The organism is Serratia sp. DFXYC6, assembly GCF_057196085.1.
The window spans coordinates 73,099-90,487 of record NZ_JBXUNV010000005.1; the positions used below are offsets into that span (position 1 = coordinate 73,099).

Annotated in this window: 15 protein-coding genes; 10 read left to right on the forward strand and 5 right to left on the reverse strand. The window is 60.8% G+C overall.

The window, feature by feature from the left end; translation table 11 throughout:
• Positions 1-86: 86 nt before the first annotated feature.
• Together AC2CGQ_RS21405 and AC2CGQ_RS21410 are read right to left on the reverse strand one after the other, a co-directional pair.
• A complete protein-coding gene (locus AC2CGQ_RS21405; protein ID WP_015376160.1) occupies positions 87-539 on the reverse strand; it encodes an N-acetyltransferase in 453 nt (150 codons plus the stop codon).
• Positions 536-1,102, reverse strand: coding sequence for a DNA-3-methyladenine glycosylase I (locus tag AC2CGQ_RS21410; RefSeq protein WP_004933960.1), 567 nt, complete (start codon positions 1,100-1,102; stop codon positions 536-538). Before AC2CGQ_RS21410 ends, AC2CGQ_RS21405 begins: the two co-directional genes overlap by 4 nt.
• Before the next feature lie 196 nt (positions 1,103-1,298).
• On the opposite strand from AC2CGQ_RS21410, the gene AC2CGQ_RS21415 reads away from it, so the two are divergent.
• From AC2CGQ_RS21415 to AC2CGQ_RS21445, 7 genes are all read left to right on the forward strand, one after another.
• Positions 1,299-3,287, forward strand: a complete 1,989-nt coding sequence (locus AC2CGQ_RS21415) for an autotransporter domain-containing esterase (protein WP_031299773.1) — start codon at positions 1,299-1,301, stop codon at positions 3,285-3,287.
• A gap of 766 nt (positions 3,288-4,053) precedes the next feature.
• Entirely contained in the window at positions 4,054-4,971 is a 918-nt protein-coding gene (gene glyQ / locus AC2CGQ_RS21420) for a glycine--tRNA ligase subunit alpha (RefSeq protein WP_004933966.1), read from the forward strand.
• Between the two features lie 9 nt (positions 4,972-4,980).
• Entirely contained in the window at positions 4,981-7,050 is a 2,070-nt protein-coding gene (gene glyS, locus AC2CGQ_RS21425) for a glycine--tRNA ligase subunit beta (RefSeq protein ID WP_004933969.1), read from the forward strand.
• 344 nt (positions 7,051-7,394) lie between these two features.
• Positions 7,395-8,114, forward strand: a complete 720-nt coding sequence (locus AC2CGQ_RS21430) for a DUF3053 domain-containing protein (RefSeq protein ID WP_015376162.1) — start codon at positions 7,395-7,397, stop codon at positions 8,112-8,114.
• A gap of 541 nt (positions 8,115-8,655) precedes the next feature.
• A complete protein-coding gene (locus tag AC2CGQ_RS21435; protein WP_099981854.1) occupies positions 8,656-10,569 on the forward strand; it encodes a PTS mannitol transporter subunit IICBA in 1,914 nt (637 codons plus the stop codon).
• A 58-nt stretch (positions 10,570-10,627) separates the two neighbouring features.
• Positions 10,628-11,773: a mannitol-1-phosphate 5-dehydrogenase gene (locus AC2CGQ_RS21440; protein WP_021504154.1), complete on the forward strand. Its 1,146-nt coding sequence runs from the start codon at positions 10,628-10,630 to the stop codon at positions 11,771-11,773.
• Positions 11,774-11,867: 94 nt separating this feature from the next.
• Positions 11,868-12,419 (forward strand): MltR family transcriptional regulator, encoded by a 552-nt coding sequence (locus tag AC2CGQ_RS21445; protein WP_016929575.1) that lies wholly within the window; start codon positions 11,868-11,870, stop codon positions 12,417-12,419.
• On the opposite strand, the gene AC2CGQ_RS21450 is transcribed toward AC2CGQ_RS21445, so the two are convergent.
• Positions 12,416-13,024, reverse strand: a complete 609-nt coding sequence (locus tag AC2CGQ_RS21450) for a LysE family translocator (RefSeq protein ID WP_103086121.1) — start codon at positions 13,022-13,024, stop codon at positions 12,416-12,418. The two genes, AC2CGQ_RS21445 and AC2CGQ_RS21450, sit on opposite strands and share 4 nt — an antisense overlap.
• Before the next feature lie 142 nt (positions 13,025-13,166).
• Between AC2CGQ_RS21450 and AC2CGQ_RS21455 the strand changes: the two genes are divergently transcribed.
• Both AC2CGQ_RS21455 and AC2CGQ_RS21460 read left to right on the forward strand, forming a co-directional pair.
• Positions 13,167-14,633 (forward strand): aminotransferase-like domain-containing protein, encoded by a 1,467-nt coding sequence (locus AC2CGQ_RS21455; RefSeq protein WP_015376166.1) that lies wholly within the window; start codon positions 13,167-13,169, stop codon positions 14,631-14,633.
• Positions 14,634-14,706: 73 nt separating this feature from the next.
• A complete protein-coding gene (locus AC2CGQ_RS21460) occupies positions 14,707-15,069 on the forward strand; it encodes a YibL family ribosome-associated protein (protein ID WP_021504152.1) in 363 nt (120 codons plus the stop codon).
• A 10-nt stretch (positions 15,070-15,079) separates the two neighbouring features.
• On the opposite strand, the gene AC2CGQ_RS21465 is transcribed toward AC2CGQ_RS21460, so the two are convergent.
• Both AC2CGQ_RS21465 and yiiM read right to left on the reverse strand, forming a co-directional pair.
• Positions 15,080-15,859, reverse strand: a complete 780-nt coding sequence (locus AC2CGQ_RS21465; protein WP_021504151.1) for a class I SAM-dependent methyltransferase — start codon at positions 15,857-15,859, stop codon at positions 15,080-15,082.
• Positions 15,860-15,960: 101 nt separating this feature from the next.
• Positions 15,961-16,632, reverse strand: a complete 672-nt coding sequence (gene yiiM / locus AC2CGQ_RS21470; protein ID WP_015376169.1) for a 6-hydroxyaminopurine reductase — start codon at positions 16,630-16,632, stop codon at positions 15,961-15,963.
• A 131-nt stretch (positions 16,633-16,763) separates the two neighbouring features.
• On the opposite strand from yiiM, the gene AC2CGQ_RS21475 reads away from it, so the two are divergent.
• Complete coding sequence (locus AC2CGQ_RS21475; RefSeq protein ID WP_015376170.1) at positions 16,764-17,378, forward strand: histidine phosphatase family protein; 615 nt, start codon at positions 16,764-16,766, stop codon at positions 17,376-17,378.
• Positions 17,379-17,389 lie beyond the last annotated feature (11 nt).

Below are 17,389 nucleotides of genomic sequence, written 5' to 3' on the forward strand. Positions count from 1 at the left end.
GCTGGGGGAGTTATGCGGCAAAACGCCGGGCGGCGCCATGCAGCGGATTCCTAATTGTGCGCATCCGGGGTGCGGATGCGCCTTTTTTAAGCGTAACCGGTTGAGTTTTCGACTGCCGGCCAGTTCATGATCAGCGTATAGGCCTGGGTTTCATCATTGAACAGGCGCTGCGTTATCTGAAAGCCGTGCTTGTGGTAGAACGCGCAGGCGCGCAGGTTCTGTTGGTACACCTCCAGACTGAGTCGGCGGTAGCGCTGCTGCACGTGCGTCATCAGCGCCTGGGCGACGCCGCGGCCGTGAAACGCCCGATCGACAAACAGCGCGCCGATGAACTGCTCGTCCAGCACGCTGATAAAGCCGACGATCTCGCCTTCGTGCCAGCAGGCCCAGCTTTGCGCGCGCGGCAGGTAGTTTTCCCGCACCAGCGCGGCGCTCTCACGCCAGTATTTTTCCGCCACGAACGGATGGGCGGCGATGGTGCTGGGCAGCCACAGCGCCATCAGCCGTTCGATATCCTCCGGGCCACAGGGGCGGATCACCGTGGCTTTGGGTAACACATGCACCCCGTAAGATGATCGTTCACCAGCCCGCTGGCCTGCATGAAGGCGTAACAGATGGTGGAGCCGATAAACTTGAAGCCGCGCTTTTTCAGCGCCTTGGACATGGCGTCGGACTGCTCGGTTTTGGCCGGCACCTGGTTCAGCGCTTGCCAGCGGTTGAGCTGCGGCCGGCCGCCGACGAAGTCCCAAATGAAGGTAACGAAATTCTCTCCGGCCGCCTCCATCGCCAGATAGGCCTTGGCGTTGGTGATGATGGCTTCTATCTTGCCGCGATGGCGGATGATGCCGCTGTCCTGCAGCAGGTTTTCCACGTCTTGTTCGGTCATGGCGGCGACCCGCTGCGGATCGAAACCGTGGAAAGCGCGGCGGTAGTTCTCGCGCTTTTTCAGGACGGTGATCCAGGAAAGGCCGGCTTGCTGCCCCTCGAGGCACAACATTTCAAACAGCTCGCGCGCGTCGGTGGTGGGCGCGCCCCATTCCTTGTCGTGATATTCGAGATACAACGGATCGGCCGTCACCCAACCGCAACGTTCGTCTGCCATCCTGAATGTCCTTATGCTGTGTTTATGAACAGTAATCATCGCTCGAAGCGCCGAACTTGGCAAGTCTCTGATTGTTTTGTCATCAGCCCGCTTGACGTGACGAAAAAGCCGACAATAGTTACTACATGGCCGGTGGAAAACTGACCAACGATAAAAACGACATGGCCTTCATTTGCAGGCTCTCAGGAGTCGATTCATGCCTCTAAAAATAACGTGCATGCCCCGCCCGGCGGCGCTTGCAGTGGCGTTACTTTGCAGTGTGACCCTTCCGGCTCAGGCGTACGATCAACTCTACGTCTTTGGCGACAGTCTGAGCGATACCGGCAACAACGGCCGGTTCACCTATGACGGCAGCCAGCACCTGCTGTACGACGAAGCGTTGGCGCAACGCATCGGGGCGGCGCTGGTGGCTTCGGACAACGGCGGTGAGAACTACGCCGCCGGCGGCGCCGTGGCGGTGCCGGGCCTGAACCCGGCCGACAACACCCAGGAGCAGGTGCAGCGCTATCTGAACCGGGTCAATGGCCAGGCCGACGGCGACGGTTTGTATATTCATTGGATCGGCGGCAACGATCTGGCGGCGGCGGCGCTGAATGCCGCTACCGCGCCCGGCGTGGCCTATAACAGCGCCGCCGCGGCGGCCGCGCAGGTGCATTCGCTGCTGAACGCCGGCGCCGGCACGGTGATCGTGCCGACGGTGCCGAACATCGGCTCCACGCCGCAGCTGATGGAATTGATCATTCAACAGGCGCTGTCTCCGGTGCAGGGGGCGGCGATCCAGGCGGCCTACGCCACGCTTAATTCGGTGGCGACGCCGGACAACGCTTCACGCACGCAGGCGATCCACGCAGCGTTGGCCGCTGCGGCGAAGCAGGGCAGCGCCATTCCTCAGGTGCAGCAGGCGATCGCCGCGCAGCTTATCGCGGCGTATGACGGCCTGAGCGCGCAGGCCGCTCAGCTGACCGATTTCTATAATCAAAGCGAAGACCGTTTGCTGGCGCAGGGGAGCGGCAATATCGTGCGGGTGGACGTCAACAAGCTGTTCGCCGAAGCGATCGCCAATCCGGCGCAGTTCGGCTTCGCCAACACCGCCGGCATGGCTTGCCCGCCGGGCGTTTCCTCGGCGGTATGCCGTTCCGACATGCCCGGCTTCGACGCCGGCCAGTCCTATCTGTTCTCCGACCATTTCCACCCCAGCCCACAGGCGCACCTGCTGATTGCGGATTATATCCAGGCGGTGTTGGATGGCCCGGCGCAGGTGGTGGCGCTGAATCAGGCGACGGCGGCGATGGCGCGTGACAGCCGCGCCACGCTCGACAGCCGCTTCCAGCAGTTGCGCAACGGCGACAACCCGCAGGGTTCGCTGGGCGTGTTCGGCGGTTACGCCGGCCAGCACTACGACTATGCCGATAACCGGGCCGCGGGGGACGGCAACGCTACCACCCACAACCTGACCGTCGGCGTGGACTATCAGCTGACCGACAGCTGGTTGATCGGTGCGTTGATCGCCGGTTCCAACGACGATCAGCATCCTTCCAGCCGCTTTGATTACAAGGCGCGCGGGCTGCTGCTCTCGGCTTTCAGTTCGCTGGCCATATTCGAGCAGGGATGGGTCAATGCCGATCTGCACTATGCGACGATGGATTATGACGACATCCGCCGCAGCATGCGGTTGGGGCCGCTGACGCGCACCGAAACCGGTTCGACCTCCGGCAAGCAGTGGGGGGCGCGCGTGACCGCCGGCTATGACTTCCCGATCGCTTCTTACCTGACCACCGGGCCGGTGGCGCAGTTCGCCTGGGATTACAGCCGCGTTTCCGGTTACAGCGAAGACGGCGATGACAGCACCGCCATGCGCTTCAACGATCAAACCTACCACTCGCAGATCGGTGCGTTGGGTTGGCGGCTGGATACGCAATTCGGCGTGTTTAACCCTTATGCGGAAGTGAGTTATCAGCATCAGTTCGGCGATGACGTCTACCGCGCCGGCGGCGGCCTGAAATCGACGCAAACCTCATTTACTCGCGACAGTGCGGGCCAGGACAAAAACTGGGTGGATGTCACGCTCGGGGCCAACATGCCGTTGACGGACAGGGTGTCGGCCTTCGCCACCGTCTCGCAAACCGGCGGCCTGAGCAGCGGCGAGCAGTTTATGTATAACGTCGGCGTCAGCGCGCGTTTTTGAATGGGGTGCCTGCAGAGCGCGTTTGCCAAAGGCGCGCTAAATGGCATTGCGTAAGCGATACGTTCTTATAAGGGAAGCTAATTAAGAGGAAGCGGACGGGAATTAATTATGCGGGCCGTCATGATGCTGACGGAAATACAAAAAAAAACTGATCCTATGAAAGGATCAGGTAGCCACTTGGCCAACACCAGGGAAAATTTTAATTATTATTGTATAACCAAAGATTAACTGTCAATGGGTTTATGTGGCTCATTGTTGGCGTATTACATATCCGCTTGTTTCTCCTCGAGTCGCTGCCGCGGCCCATCGCGTGATCTCTCCTTATTTTTCACGATATAAGAAATAATTTGGCGGTTAGTCACATTATCTGCCGGTGAGGCGAGTTTTTTAGTTGATAAAATTAACAAAAATAACATTGGCGTAACTTTGCCCTGTGGCAAATATAAGCATGTGTGCATTTCAATCTGCGTAAATAGGGTTGGTGAGAACAGGAGCTGCGGGCGAATAAGTGACGATTTAAGCAACGATTAGTCTCGTTTTTTGTTAAGTTATTCTAATGTTTTTGGCGGGTCGTATTTTCGCCCCGTTCGTCGCCGGTGAAATTAGCCGGCTAACCGGCGCCCTGTCCTGCGCGCGCCGCGCGCGAAAATCCAGCGTTTCTCGCCCCGATTCGCACTTGTTGCCGGATTCTGGCTGTATATCTTACGGTCAACGGGTATACTGGCTCATTCCATCTAAATCCACTTGTATCGCGTGCGAATTCAACATGCAAAAGTTTGATACCAAGACCTTCCAGGGCCTGATCCTGACACTGCAGGATTATTGGGCGCGCCAGGGCTGCACCATCGTTCAACCATTGGACATGGAAGTCGGCGCGGGAACCTCACACCCGATGACGTGCCTGCGCGCACTGGGGCCGGAGCCGATGGCCGCCGCCTATGTGCAGCCATCTCGCCGCCCGACCGACGGCCGCTACGGCGAAAACCCGAACCGTCTGCAGCACTACTACCAGTTCCAGGTGGTGATTAAGCCATCGCCGGACAACATTCAGGAACTCTACCTGGGCTCGTTGAAAGAGCTGGGTCTGGATCCGACCATCCACGACATTCGCTTCGTGGAAGACAACTGGGAAAACCCGACGCTCGGCGCCTGGGGCCTGGGTTGGGAAGTGTGGCTGAACGGCATGGAAGTGACGCAGTTCACTTACTTCCAGCAGGTCGGCGGCCTGGAGTGCAAGCCGGTGACCGGCGAGATCACCTACGGTCTGGAGCGTCTGGCGATGTACATCCAGGGCGTGGACAGCGTGTACGATCTGGTGTGGAGCAACGGCCCGCTGGGCGTCACCACCTACGGCGACGTGTTCCATCAGAATGAAGTGGAGCAGTCCACCTACAACTTCGAATACGCCGACGTCGACTTCCTGTTCTCCTGCTTCGAGCAGTACGAGAAAGAAGCCCAATCGCTGCTGGCGCTGGAAAAACCGCTGCCGCTGCCGGCCTACGAACGCATCCTGAAGGCGGGCCATACCTTCAACCTGCTGGACGCGCGCAAAGCGATTTCGGTGACCGAGCGCCAACGCTACATTCTGCGCATCCGCACGCTGACCAAAGCCGTTGCCGAAGCCTACTACGCTTCCCGCGAAGCGCTGGGCTTCCCGATGTGCAACAAGAAGAACGAGAACTAAGAGGCAGCCATGACTCAACAGACTTTCCTGGTGGAAATCGGCACGGAAGAGCTGCCGCCGAAGGCTCTTCGTTCCCTGGCGGAATCTTTCGCCGCCAACTTCACCGCCGAGCTGGACAACGCCGGCCTGGAACACGGTGAAGTGAGCTGGTTCGCCGCACCGCGCCGCCTGGCGCTGAAAGTGGCTAACCTGAGCGCGGCGCAGGCCGATCGCGAAATTGAAAAACGCGGCCCGGCGATCGCCCAGGCGTTCGACGCCGAAGGCAAACCGAGCAAAGCGGCCGAAGGCTGGGCGCGCGGCTGCGGCATCACCGTCGATCAGGCTGAACGCCTGGTGACTGACAAGGGCGAGTGGTTGATGTACCGTGCCCACGTCAAAGGCCAGTCGGCGCAGCAACTGCTGGCCGGCATGGTCAGCACCGCGCTGGCTAAACTGCCGATCCCGAAACTGATGCGTTGGGGCGACTCCGACGTGCAGTTCGTGCGTCCGGTGCACACCGTTACGATGCTGCTGGGCGCCGATCTGATCCCGGGCACCGTGCTGGGCATCGAATCCGCGCGCACCGTGCGTGGCCACCGCTTCATGGGCGAAGCCGAGTTCACCCTCGATAACGCCGACCAATACCCGCAGATCCTGCTGGAGCGCGGCAAAGTGGTCGCCGACTACGAAGCGCGTAAAGCCCTCATCAAACGCGACGCCGAACTGGCGGCGCAGAAGATTGGCGGCAAAGCCGATCTGAGCGACAGCCTGCTGGAAGAAGTGGCCTCGCTGGTGGAATGGCCGGTGGTGCTGACCGCCAAATTCGAAGAGAAATTCCTGGCGGTGCCGGCGGAAGCGCTGGTGTACACCATGAAGGGCGACCAGAAGTATTTCCCGGTGTACGACGCCGCGGGCAAACTGCTGCCGAACTTTATCTTTGTGGCCAATATCGAGTCGAAAGACCCGCAGCAGATCATTTCCGGTAACGAGAAGGTGGTGCGTCCGCGCCTGGCCGATGCCGAGTTCTTCTTCAACACCGATCGCAAGAAACGTCTGGAAGACAACCTGCCGCGCCTGGAAACCGTGCTGTTCCAACAGCAGCTGGGCACCCTGCGCGACAAGACCGATCGCATTCAGGCGCTGGCGGGCTGGGTTGCCGGCCAGATCGGCGCCGACGTCAACCACGCCACCCGCGCGGGCCTGCTGTCGAAGTGCGACCTGATGACCAACATGGTGTTCGAATTTACCGACACCCAGGGCGTGATGGGCATGCACTACGCGCGCCACGACGGTGAGGCGGAAGACGTCGCCGTTGCGCTGAACGAGCAGTATCAGCCGCGCTACGCCGGCGATGCGCTGCCGCAGTCACTGGTGGCCTGTTCCCTGGCGATCGCCGACAAGATGGACACCCTGGCCGGCATTTTCGGCATCGGGCAGCATCCGAAAGGCGATAAAGACCCGTTCGCGCTGCGCCGCGCCGCGCTGGGCGTGCTGCGCATCATCGTCGAGAAAAACCTGCCGCTGGATCTGCAGACCCTGACCGAAGAGGCCGTGCGCTTGTACGGCAGCAAGCTGACCAACGCCAAAGTGGTCGATGAGGTGGTGGAATTCATGCTGGGCCGCTTCCGCGCCTGGTATCAGGAAGAAGGCCACGCGGTCGATACCATTCAGGCGGTGCTGGCGCGCCGTCCGACCAAGCCGGCCGACTTTGACGCACGCGTCAAGGCGGTATCCCACTTCCGCACGCTGGACGAAGCGGCGGCGTTGGCTGCGGCCAACAAACGCGTCTCCAATATCCTGGCCAAATCTACCGAAACGCTGAACGACAGCGTGCGCGCCTCGGTGCTGAAGGACGCGGCGGAGATCCAGTTGGCGACCCACCTGGTGGTGCTGCGCGACAAGCTGCAGCCGTACTTCGCGGCGGGCAATTACCAGGAAGCGCTGGTGGAACTGGCTGCGCTGCGTGAACCGGTGGATGCGTTCTTCGACAACGTGATGGTAATGGCGGACGATGCGGAAGTGCGCGTGAATCGTCTGACGCTGCTGAGCAAACTGCGTGAACTGTTCCTGCAGGTGGCGGATATCTCCGTACTGCAGTAAAACGGCTCTGTGCTGTGAAAAGGCGCCTGCGGGCGCCTTTTTTATTTCCGTTTCCTGGGTGCGAAGGCAAGGTCGCCTGGCGACTTGGGGGGCGACTTGGGGGGCGACTTGGGGGGCGACTTGGGGGGCGACTTGGGGAAATTGAAGCATCCGGTCGCTGACGGCAATGAACCTCAGTGCGTTTTGCGCACGATGTTCAACCGCCTCCGGCCGAGACAATGTTCACCGCAAACGGAATCGCGTATCGGAACGCCGCCAGTTGATCTATTCTTATAGGCGCACGGAGTGCGGAAAAAGGGGCGGAGTCCAATGAAAAAGCAGGTTTATAACAGGAGTTATGTCACATGGCGGTAGGGATCCAGAGCAGAGGTTTCGCGCGTTGGTTGGCACCGGTATTGGCATTGTTGGTGGTCATGCAATTGACCGCCTGCGGCGATAAAGAGCCGGAACAGCGCAAAGCATTCATTGATTACTTACAGAATACCGTGATGCGCAGCGGGGCGAACATCCCCACGCTGAGCGAAGACCAAAAGCAGAAGTTCGGCAACTATGCCGGCGATTACGCGATTTTGGTCGGCTTTTCACAGCAGCTGTCCAAGTCGGTCGGCGCCAGCCTGACGCCAGCGCTGGATCAGATTAACCAGATCCGCACCGCGCAGGACTATCTGAACAAACGCGATGCGCTGCAGCAATCGGTCGGGGCGTTAAACCTGCTGGGCCAGCAGATCCAGTCCGCCAAGTCGCAGGCGGATACCGCCCGCACGGCGCTGAAACAGCCCGACGATCTGAAGGCGGTGTATAACCAGGCCTATGACAAAATCGTCACCGCGCCGGCCAACGCCCTGATGCCGGCAATCCCGACCACCGCCAGCTTTGTGCAGGATCTGGTGCAGGTTGGCGATTTCCTGCAGAGCCAGGGCAATCAGGTCAGCTTCAACAACAACGGCGTGCAGTTCCGCACCGCGCAGCAGGTGGCGCAGTACAACACCATGATGTCGAATCTGGTGGCCAAACAGCAGAACCTGGTGAATGCGCAGAAAGCCATTCAAAGCGTGACGCAATAACGCGCCTACGACGATCTACAGGCCGGCATTGCCGGCCTGTTTTATTTCCCCTCAGCGTTTCCAATAGCTTGCTGGTTTATTACGCAGGCTTCTGTACTACACTTCAATTAATCCATTCATTCGGCAATGTAGTTTTCTTTCATTCATCACTTCGCTAGTTCCCGGCGGGATGAGTGCTCACAGGGAAGATCAAACAGAGCGTCGCGTTCGGGCGCTGCAGCGAAAAATAAATTGTGATGTTTATCACAATTTAAAAACAAACAACCAAGTTAAAAATGTGACATTAATCACTTTATTGTCGGTTTTTGGGCGGTTTTTTTCTCACTGTGCTTTTTTTACACGCCATAAATGTGATCTTTATCACCATAAATGAGGGGTTGTTGGGGTGTTGTGTGTGACCTGCATCACAAAAAATTCGTGAAGTTCGCGTGACAAAAACAGCGTGATAGAGTCCGTTTCGCATACAGCGGCAACACGGCTGGATCGTCACAACAATAATCACGCGCTCTATTGTCAGCGCGTAACAATAGGGGTGTGTTTTATGTTTTCACCAGACATCAAGGTTAAAGTGCAAAACTTTGGCCGCTTCCTGAGCAACATGGTGATGCCCAACATCGGCGCCTTTATCGCCTGGGGGATTATCACCGCGCTATTCATTCCAACCGGCTGGCTGCCGAATGAGACCTTAGCCAAGCTGGTCGGCCCGATGATCACCTACCTGCTGCCGCTGCTGATCGGTTATACCGGCGGGCGGCTGGTGGGCGGCGATCGCGGCGGCGTGGTCGGCGCCATCACCACCATGGGCGTCATCGTCGGCGCCGACATGCCGATGTTCCTCGGCGCGATGATCGCCGGTCCGCTGGGCGGCTGGGCCATCAAGCACTTCGACCGCTGGGTGGACGGCAAGATCAAAAGCGGCTTTGAAATGCTGGTGAACAACTTCTCCGCCGGCATCATCGGCATGCTGTTGGCGATCCTGGCCTTCCTGGGCATCGGGCCGCTGGTGGAGGTGCTTTCCAAGCTGCTGGCGGCGGGCGTGCACGTGATGGTGACGAACAACCTGCTGCCATTGGCGTCCATCTTCGTTGAACCGGCGAAAATCCTGTTCCTGAACAACGCCATCAACCACGGCATCTTCTCGCCGCTGGGCATCCAGCAGGCGACGGAAGCCGGCAAATCGGTGTTCTTCCTGATCGAAGCCAACCCAGGCCCGGGCATGGGCGTGCTGATGGCCTACATGTTCTTCGGCCGCGGCAGCGCCAAGCAATCCGCCGGCGGTGCGGCGATCATTCACTTCCTGGGCGGCATCCACGAAATCTACTTCCCTTACGTGCTGATGAATCCACGTCTGCTGCTGGCGGTGATCCTGGGCGGCATGACCGGCGTGTTCACCCTGACGATGCTGAACGGCGGCCTGGTGTCTCCGGCTTCCCCGGGGTCGATTTTGGCGGTGCTGGCGATGACCCCGAAAGGCGCCTACTTCGCCAACATTGCGGCGGTGTGCGCAGCCTTTGCCGTCTCCTTCGTGGTGTCCGCTTTCCTGCTGAAAACCTCCAAGGTGAAAGAGGAGGACGATCTGGAGGCCGCGACCCGTCGCGTGCAAGAGATGAAATCGCAGTCCAAGGGCGGCGCGGCCGCGCCGGCGGCGGTCGATGGCGATCTGAGCACCGTGCGCAAAATCATCGTCGCCTGCGATGCGGGCATGGGCTCCAGCGCCATGGGCGCCGGGGTACTGCGCAAGAAAGTGGCCGACGCCGGGCTGAAGAACATCTCGGTGACCAACAGCGCTATCAACAGCCTGCCGGACGATGTGGATCTGGTGATCACGCACCGCGATCTGACCGAGCGCGCGATGCGCCATGCGCCGCAGGCCCAGCACATTTCGCTGACTAACTTCCTCGACAGCAAGCTGTATGGCGATCTGGTCGAGCGTTTGCTGGCGGTGAACACCGCTGCCGCAGCGGCCCCGCAGAGCGGCGCGCACGCGGCTGCAGAGGCCGGCGAACCGGGGCTGTTCAAGCTAAGCGAGAGCAACGTGTTCCTCAACCTGCAGGCCAGCGACAAAGAGCAGGCGATCCGCTTCGCCGGCGAGCAACTGGTGAAGGGCGGCTACGTTGAGCCGGAATACGTGCCGGCGATGCTGGAGCGCGAAAAGCTCACCTCCACCTACCTGGGCGAATCGATCGCCGTGCCGCACGGCACCATCGAGGCCAAAGACCGGGTGCTGCGTACCGGCGTGGTGTTCTGCCAATACCCGCAGGGCGTGCGCTTCGGCGATGAAGAGGATGAAGTGGCCCGTCTGGTGATCGGCATCGCCGCGCGCAACAACGAGCATATCCAGGTGATCACCAGCCTGACCAACGCGCTGGATGACGAGAGCGTGATCGAGCGGCTGGCGAATACCACCAGCGTTCAGGAAGTGCTGGACCTGCTCGGCGGCAAAAAAGCCGGATAACAGAATCATTTTCAAGGGTGCAGCGTGCTGCACCCTTCGACATTAAGAAGGTAGAGTTATGAAAGCATTACATTTTGGCGCAGGGAACATCGGCCGCGGTTTTATCGGCAAGCTGCTGGCGGACGCCGGGGTTGAGCTGACCTTCGCCGACGTCAATCAAACGGTGCTGGATCTGCTGAACAGCCGTAAAAGCTACCAGGTGCACGTGGTGGGCGAGCAAGAGCGCGTAGAGAGCGTCAACAACGTCAGCGCCGTCAACAGCGGCAGCGAAGCCGCGGTGGCGCTGATCGCCGAGGCGGATCTGGTGACCACCGCCGTTGGCCCGCAAATTCTCGCCAAAATCGCCGGCACGATCGCCAAAGGGCTGGTGCTGCGCCATCAGCAGGGCAATGTGCAGCCGCTGAACATCATCGCCTGTGAGAACATGGTGCGCGGCACCAGCCAGCTGAAGCAGCACGTGTTTGCCGCGCTGCCGCAGGACGAGCAGGCATGGGTTGAGCAGCACGTCGGCTTCGTCGATTCGGCGGTCGATCGCATCGTGCCGCCGGCGGACAGCAGCGATCCGCTGGAAGTGACGGTGGAAACCTTCAGCGAATGGATCGTCGATCAGACGCAGTTTAAAGGCCAGCCTCCGGCGATCGCCGGCATGGAGCTGACCGATAACCTGATGGCCTTCGTCGAGCGCAAGCTGTTCACCCTCAACACCGGCCACGCGATCACCGCCTACCTCGGCCAACGGGCCGGGCTGCAAACCATTCGCGACGCCATTCTCGACCCGGCGATCCGCCGCGTGGTGAAAGGGGCGATGGAAGAGAGCGGCGCGGTGCTGATCAAGCGTTACGGCTTCGACGCCGACAAGCACGCCGCCTACATCAACAAAATTCTCGGCCGCTTCGAAAACCCGTATCTGCACGATGACGTCGAGCGCGTAGGGCGCCAGCCGCTGCGCAAGCTGAGCGCCGGCGATCGCCTGATCAAACCGCTGCTGGGCACGCTGGAATACGGCCTGCCGCATGCCAACCTGATCCAGGGCATCGCCGCCGCCATGAGTTACCGCAGCGAACAGGATCCGCAGGCGCTGGAGTTGGCGGAATTGCTGAACACGCTCGGGCCGAAAGCCGCGCTGGCGCAAATTTCCGGCCTGCCGGCGGAAAGCGAGGTTGTAGAAGAGGCCGTTGCTGTGTATAACGCCATGCACAAGTAGAATCGTGATGATGAACACCCGAGCGCAGCTTGCTGCGCTCCTGGAACCCGAGTTCGGCATCGACGGCCCTCCCCACGCCTTTCGAAAAGCGACGATGGAAGAAGCACAGGCATTTGAAAACCAGGTTCTGGAAAAGCTGAACGCGGGCAAAACGGTGCGCAGCTTCCTGATCGCGGCGGTAGAGCTGCTGGCGGAAGCGCTCAACGTGCTGGTGGTGCAGGTATTCCGCAAGGACGACTATGCGGTGAAATATGCCGTCGAACCGCTATTGTCCGGCAGCGGCCCGCTGGGGGAGCTGTCGGTGCGCCTGAAGCTGATGTACGGGCTGGGGGTGATTTCCCGCCACGAATATGAAGACGCCGAGCTGCTGATGGCGATGCGCGAAGAGCTGAACCACGACGGTTCGGAATACCGCTTCGTCGACGACGAAATCCTCGGGCCGTTCGGCGAGCTGCACTGCGTGGCCGCGTTGCCGCCGGTGCCGACCTTCCTGCAGCCGGGCGAGGCGGATGAAGCGCTGATCGCCATGCAGCGTCAGCGCTATCAGCAGATGGTGCGCTCCACCATGGTGCTGTCCATTACCGACCTGATCGCCGGCATCGGTGCCAAACAACCTTCCCGACTCTCTCCTCTCGGCCGCGGCTAAGCGAAGGCCGCGCGCCATTCGTCGAACAGCAACCACAGCGCGGTGGCGGCCATCAGCCCGGACATCACGCCGTTGAAGGCGCGCAGTTTCCAGGTGACCCGCAGCGCGTTGCGCAACCGGTCACCCAACACCGCCCACAGCAGCACGCACGGCAAGTTCAGCAACGCGAAACCGGCGATGATAGACAGCGTATGGACAAAGGTGGCGCCTTCGCGCGGGGTGAACAGGATCGCCACGTTGATCACCATCAGCCAGGCCTTGGGGTTGACCGCCTGAAACAGCGCGCCGCTCAGCAGGCTCATCGGCTGCGCCTGCTCTTTGGCGTCCGGCGAGGCCGCCTGAAACAGTTTCCACGACAGCCACAGCAGGTAGGCGCAGCCGATCACCGCCAGCGGGAAGCGGATGACGCCGGCCCAGCTCAGCGCCAGCGCCAGCAGCGGGATAATGATCGCCAGCTGTACTGCACAACCGACGCAGATGCCGAACAGCATCGGCAGGGTGCGGCGCAGGCCGAAGTTGACGCCCGACGAGGCCAGCAGCAGGTTGTTGGGGCCGGGGGTGATCGACATGACGGTGACGTAGCTGACAAAGGCGGAGTCCAGCATGGCAGGTTCCTTGAAAATGACGGTGATAACGAGAGGATCAGCATAATCGCTGCGATGGGATGGTGACAGAGCCACAAATCGGATATTGTCATGGTTACAGTTGTGTGAAATGTAAACTGTACCCATTGCCTGGAGAGAAACTGTGACCTTGCTCGATGAAACCCCGGATACCCGTTACCTGCAGCTGGCGGATACGCTGGCCGAAGCCATTCGCCGCGGCACGCTGCAGCCCGGCGACCGCTTGCCTTCGGTGCGGCGCTGTGCGCAAACCCATCGCGTCAGCATCAATACCGTGGTGTCGGCTTACCGCACGCTGGAGGATCGCGGGCTGATCGAAGCGCGGCCGCAGTCGGGGTTTTATGTCCGCAGCACGCTGCCGGCGCTGAAGATGGCCTCGGCGCCCAGCGGGCGCATCGAACCGCCGGCGGACGACGTGCTGGCGTTGATCGATACGGTGTTCGCCGCCCAGCAGAACCCGGCCTTCACCAACATTGCGCTGGCCTGCCCGCAGACCAGCGATTTCTATCCCGGCGGCAAACTGGGGCGCATGCTGTCTTCCCAACTGCGCCGCCAGCCGGGTCTGATCGGACAATATCCGTTGCCGCCCGGCAGCCTGCGGCTGCGTCAGCAGATCGCCCGCCGCTCAATGACGCTCGGCATGCTGTTGGAGCCGGGCGACGTGGTGTTGACCCACGGCTGCATGGAGGCGCTGCAGCTGGCGCTGCGCGTTACCACCCAACCGGGCGACTGCGTCGGGCTGGAGTCGCCGACCTACTTTTATCTGCTGCCGCTGCTGGCCAGCCTGGGGCTGAAAGCGCTGGAAATCCCTACCGATCCGCAGCTGGGGCTGTCGTTGGACGCGCTGGAGCTGCTGCTGAACGAGAAGCGGCTGAATGCGGTGATCGCCATGCCGACGGTGCAAAACCCGCTGGGTTGCACTATGCCGCTGGCGGCGAAAAAGCGGCTGGCGCGGCTGATGAACGATCATCAGGTGCCGTTGATTGAAGACGGGCTGTATGCCGAGATCCAGTTCGGCGGGGCGCTGTCGCCGGCGGTGAAGGCGTTCGATCGCGACGGCTGGGTGCTGTTTTGCTCCAGCTTCACCAAAACGCTGGCGCCGGATTTTCGCGTCGGCTGGATCTGCGGCGGCCGTTTTCACGAGGCGTTGCGCAAGCTGAAGGCGGTGTCGTCGATGTCCGAGTCGCAGCTGCTGTCGGAAACGCTGGCGACCTTCCTGGAGAGCGGCGGCTACGATCACCATTTGCGCAACCTGCGCAAGCGCTATGCGGCGCAGGTCGACGAGGCGAGGGCGCTGATCGCCCGGCATTTCCCGCGCGGCACGCTGGCCACGCAGCCGGCGGGCGGCTTCGTGTTCTGGGTCGAATTCCCCCCCGGCGTGGACAGCGTGGCGCTGTTCCATCAGCTGCTTGAGGAGCAGATCTGTTTGACGCCGGGCACCCTGTATTCCCCGAGCGGGCGCTACCGCAACGCGCTGCGGCTCTCCTGCTGCTACCCGTTCAACGCGCGCTACACCCAGGCGCTGGCTCGGCTCGGCGCCAGGGCCTGCGAGATGAGCGGCCTGCCGCCCGGCATTGCGCAGGACGGGTAACGGCGCGCGCCTTTTGCTACAATGCCGGTATCATTGATTAGCGTGCCATTTTGGGCACAATGGGCCAGAGACCATGAAAGAGAAAGAAAAGGCAGAGATCAAGCGTCTGAGCGACCTGCTGGACGCCTTGAACCACAAAGACGCCACCGTGATCCAACAGGGCAACCCTGAGTTGATCGCGCAGCACACCAAAGAGAAAGAGAAGCTGGCGACGGAGATCGAGCGCCTGAAAAACGTGCGCGGCGAGAAGCTGAGCGCCGAAGCGCAGAAGCTGAGCCAGCTGCCGTTCAGCCGCGAGATCACCAAGAAAGAGCAGGCCGATATGGGCGCGCTGAAGAAAAGCGCGCGCGGGCTGATCGTAGTGCACCCGATGACCGCGCTGGGCCGCGAGATGGGCCTGAAAGCGGTCACCGGCTACGCCAAGAAAGCGTTCTGAATCCCGGGCGTCAGACCTTGGTGGTGAAATACGCCTTGGTCTGATAGGGCACGGTGACCGTGTCCTGGCCCCGCAGTTCCTCTTCTTCCGCCACCAGTTGGCGCAACCGATCGATAACCTGCTCCTGTTGCGCCTGCGGCAGCGCGGCGATAAAGCTGGTTGAACGTACCCGGTTGTAGATCACGTCCTCCACCGCCCCCCGGTGGCCGAGCATAAACACCTGCTCCTGCAGCGGTTCAAAGCCTTTGAACGGGAAGAATTTGCGCCATTCGCCGGTATAGAAACGCGGCGCATCGCCTTCATGGCTATCGACGATCTGATTCAGTTTACGCACCCAACCGACGCGCGCATCGCGCATGTTCCACACCAGGCCGAGTTTGCCGCCGGGCTTGAGAATGCGCTGGATTTCCGCCAGCGCCTGCGGCGTGGCGAACCAATGGAAGGACTGGGCGCACACCACGGCATCCACCGACTCGTCCGGTAGCGGGATCGCGTCGGCGGTGCCCGCCAGCGTTTTCACCTGCGGCAGCGCCGCCGACAGTTTTTCCAGCATTTGCGGCACCGGTTCGACGGCGATCACCTGCGCGCCGGTTTCCAGCAGGCGCGGGGTGAACTTGCCGGTACCGGCGCCGAGATCGATGACCGTCATGCCGGCGTGCAGGCCGATGACGTCACGCAGCCAGACGGCGATTTCCGGCGGGTAATCCGGCCGGCCTTTCACATAGCGATCGGCATTGGCCTGATAGCCTTCGGCGGCGGCGTGATGAATCGAATGGGTCGGGGTGGTCATATACCTGGCTCCTGGCTGAAAAAACGTGCGGCTACAGTATAGGCGGAAGAAAAGGGTTAACACGGCATTCGGCGCACGTTTTTCATTTTCCGCTCGCGCTTTCAACGGCCGAGCAGGCGGCGGTTGAAATCCTCAAGGCGCCCTTCGGCGAGCCGCGTGAGCATGGTCTTGCTCCAGCTGGCGGAGAGGCCGGCCACCGCCAACAGACGGCGATACTGTTCCGCATCGAACGGCATGTGCCAGGCGATGGCGATGGCTTCGGCCACCGACACATCGCTGTTGCGCGCCGCCAGCGCCAGCGGACGATCGCCGCTGACCGCGCCCGGCGACACCACCCGATACAGCCAGCCGCAGCGGCCGCTTTGCTGCATCAGCACCGAAATGTCCTCGATGGCGAAGTGATAATTGAGCTTGAAGCACGGCGAGCGCGGCTGGGTGACCTGGATCAGCGCCTCGCCCCAGCGGAAGATGTCGCCCATAAACACATTGTGTTCGGTCAGCCCTTCGGTGGAGATATTCTCGCCGAAGGCCGGGGCGCAAAATTGCTCGGCCTGCGCCGGAAACTGCTCGCGCCAGTGGGCATAATGCTCGCGCGGGTAGTGACACAGCGCGCGGTCCGGCCCGCCGTGGTAGCTTTTTTCGGCCTGTTCGTCGCCTTCCAGCCCGAGCGGCGTGAGCCGGATGGCGCCATCCACCTGGCGTTTGGCGATGGCGCTGGGGCGCCCGCCTTCATAGGGTTGGATGCTGCCGATGTAAACGTCTGGGTGATGCATGTGCGCCTCCGTGTCTCGCGTCGAGGGCTCAGCATAGCCTGAGTTGTTCCCGTACACTACCCGGCGTTTACCTGTACGGAAGGATGTGTTTTTCCTGTCTATATTTAGGCTTTTATCGTCGAGAAAAAACCATGCGTTTCATTGTATTGAGGCATGCGGAGTCAGAATGGAACCGCTCGGGGATTATTCAGGGGCGAAGTGACAGTCCGCTGACAGAAGAGGGGCGACGTCAAATCGCTGGGCTTGGCGCTCGCTTGCAAATGTTATCGGTCACTTTGTTGATCAGTTCACCGGCTGGCCGGGCTTTTACGACAGCGGAGACGTTGGCTGAGAGATGTGGCTGCACTGTGCAAATGGATAAGCGTTTGCAGGAGCAAGATTTTGGCCGACTGGAAGGATTATCTTATGCGCAGGCCATGCGCGATTATCCTGAAGCGACGCAGTGCCTCTTTGCCGGTAAGGCAGAGGCGTCGGCTCCGGGAGGGGAGAATGCTTATGAGGTTGCCTGGCGCCTGATGGCTTGTCTGTCCGATCTGGCTGTCGATGGACAAAATCAAACGCTTGGTGTGGTTACGCACGGCCATGCTCTGCAGGCACTGATTTGGTGGCTTAAAGGGGCTGACCCGCAGGAGGACCTCCGCAGATACGGTCATCGCAATTGCGGCTACGCAATGCTTGATGCGACCGCCTCTGGTTTTAACTTGTTGAATTGGGGAGTTGCGACCCACCTGTTGCCACAAAGATAGGGCGAGGAACG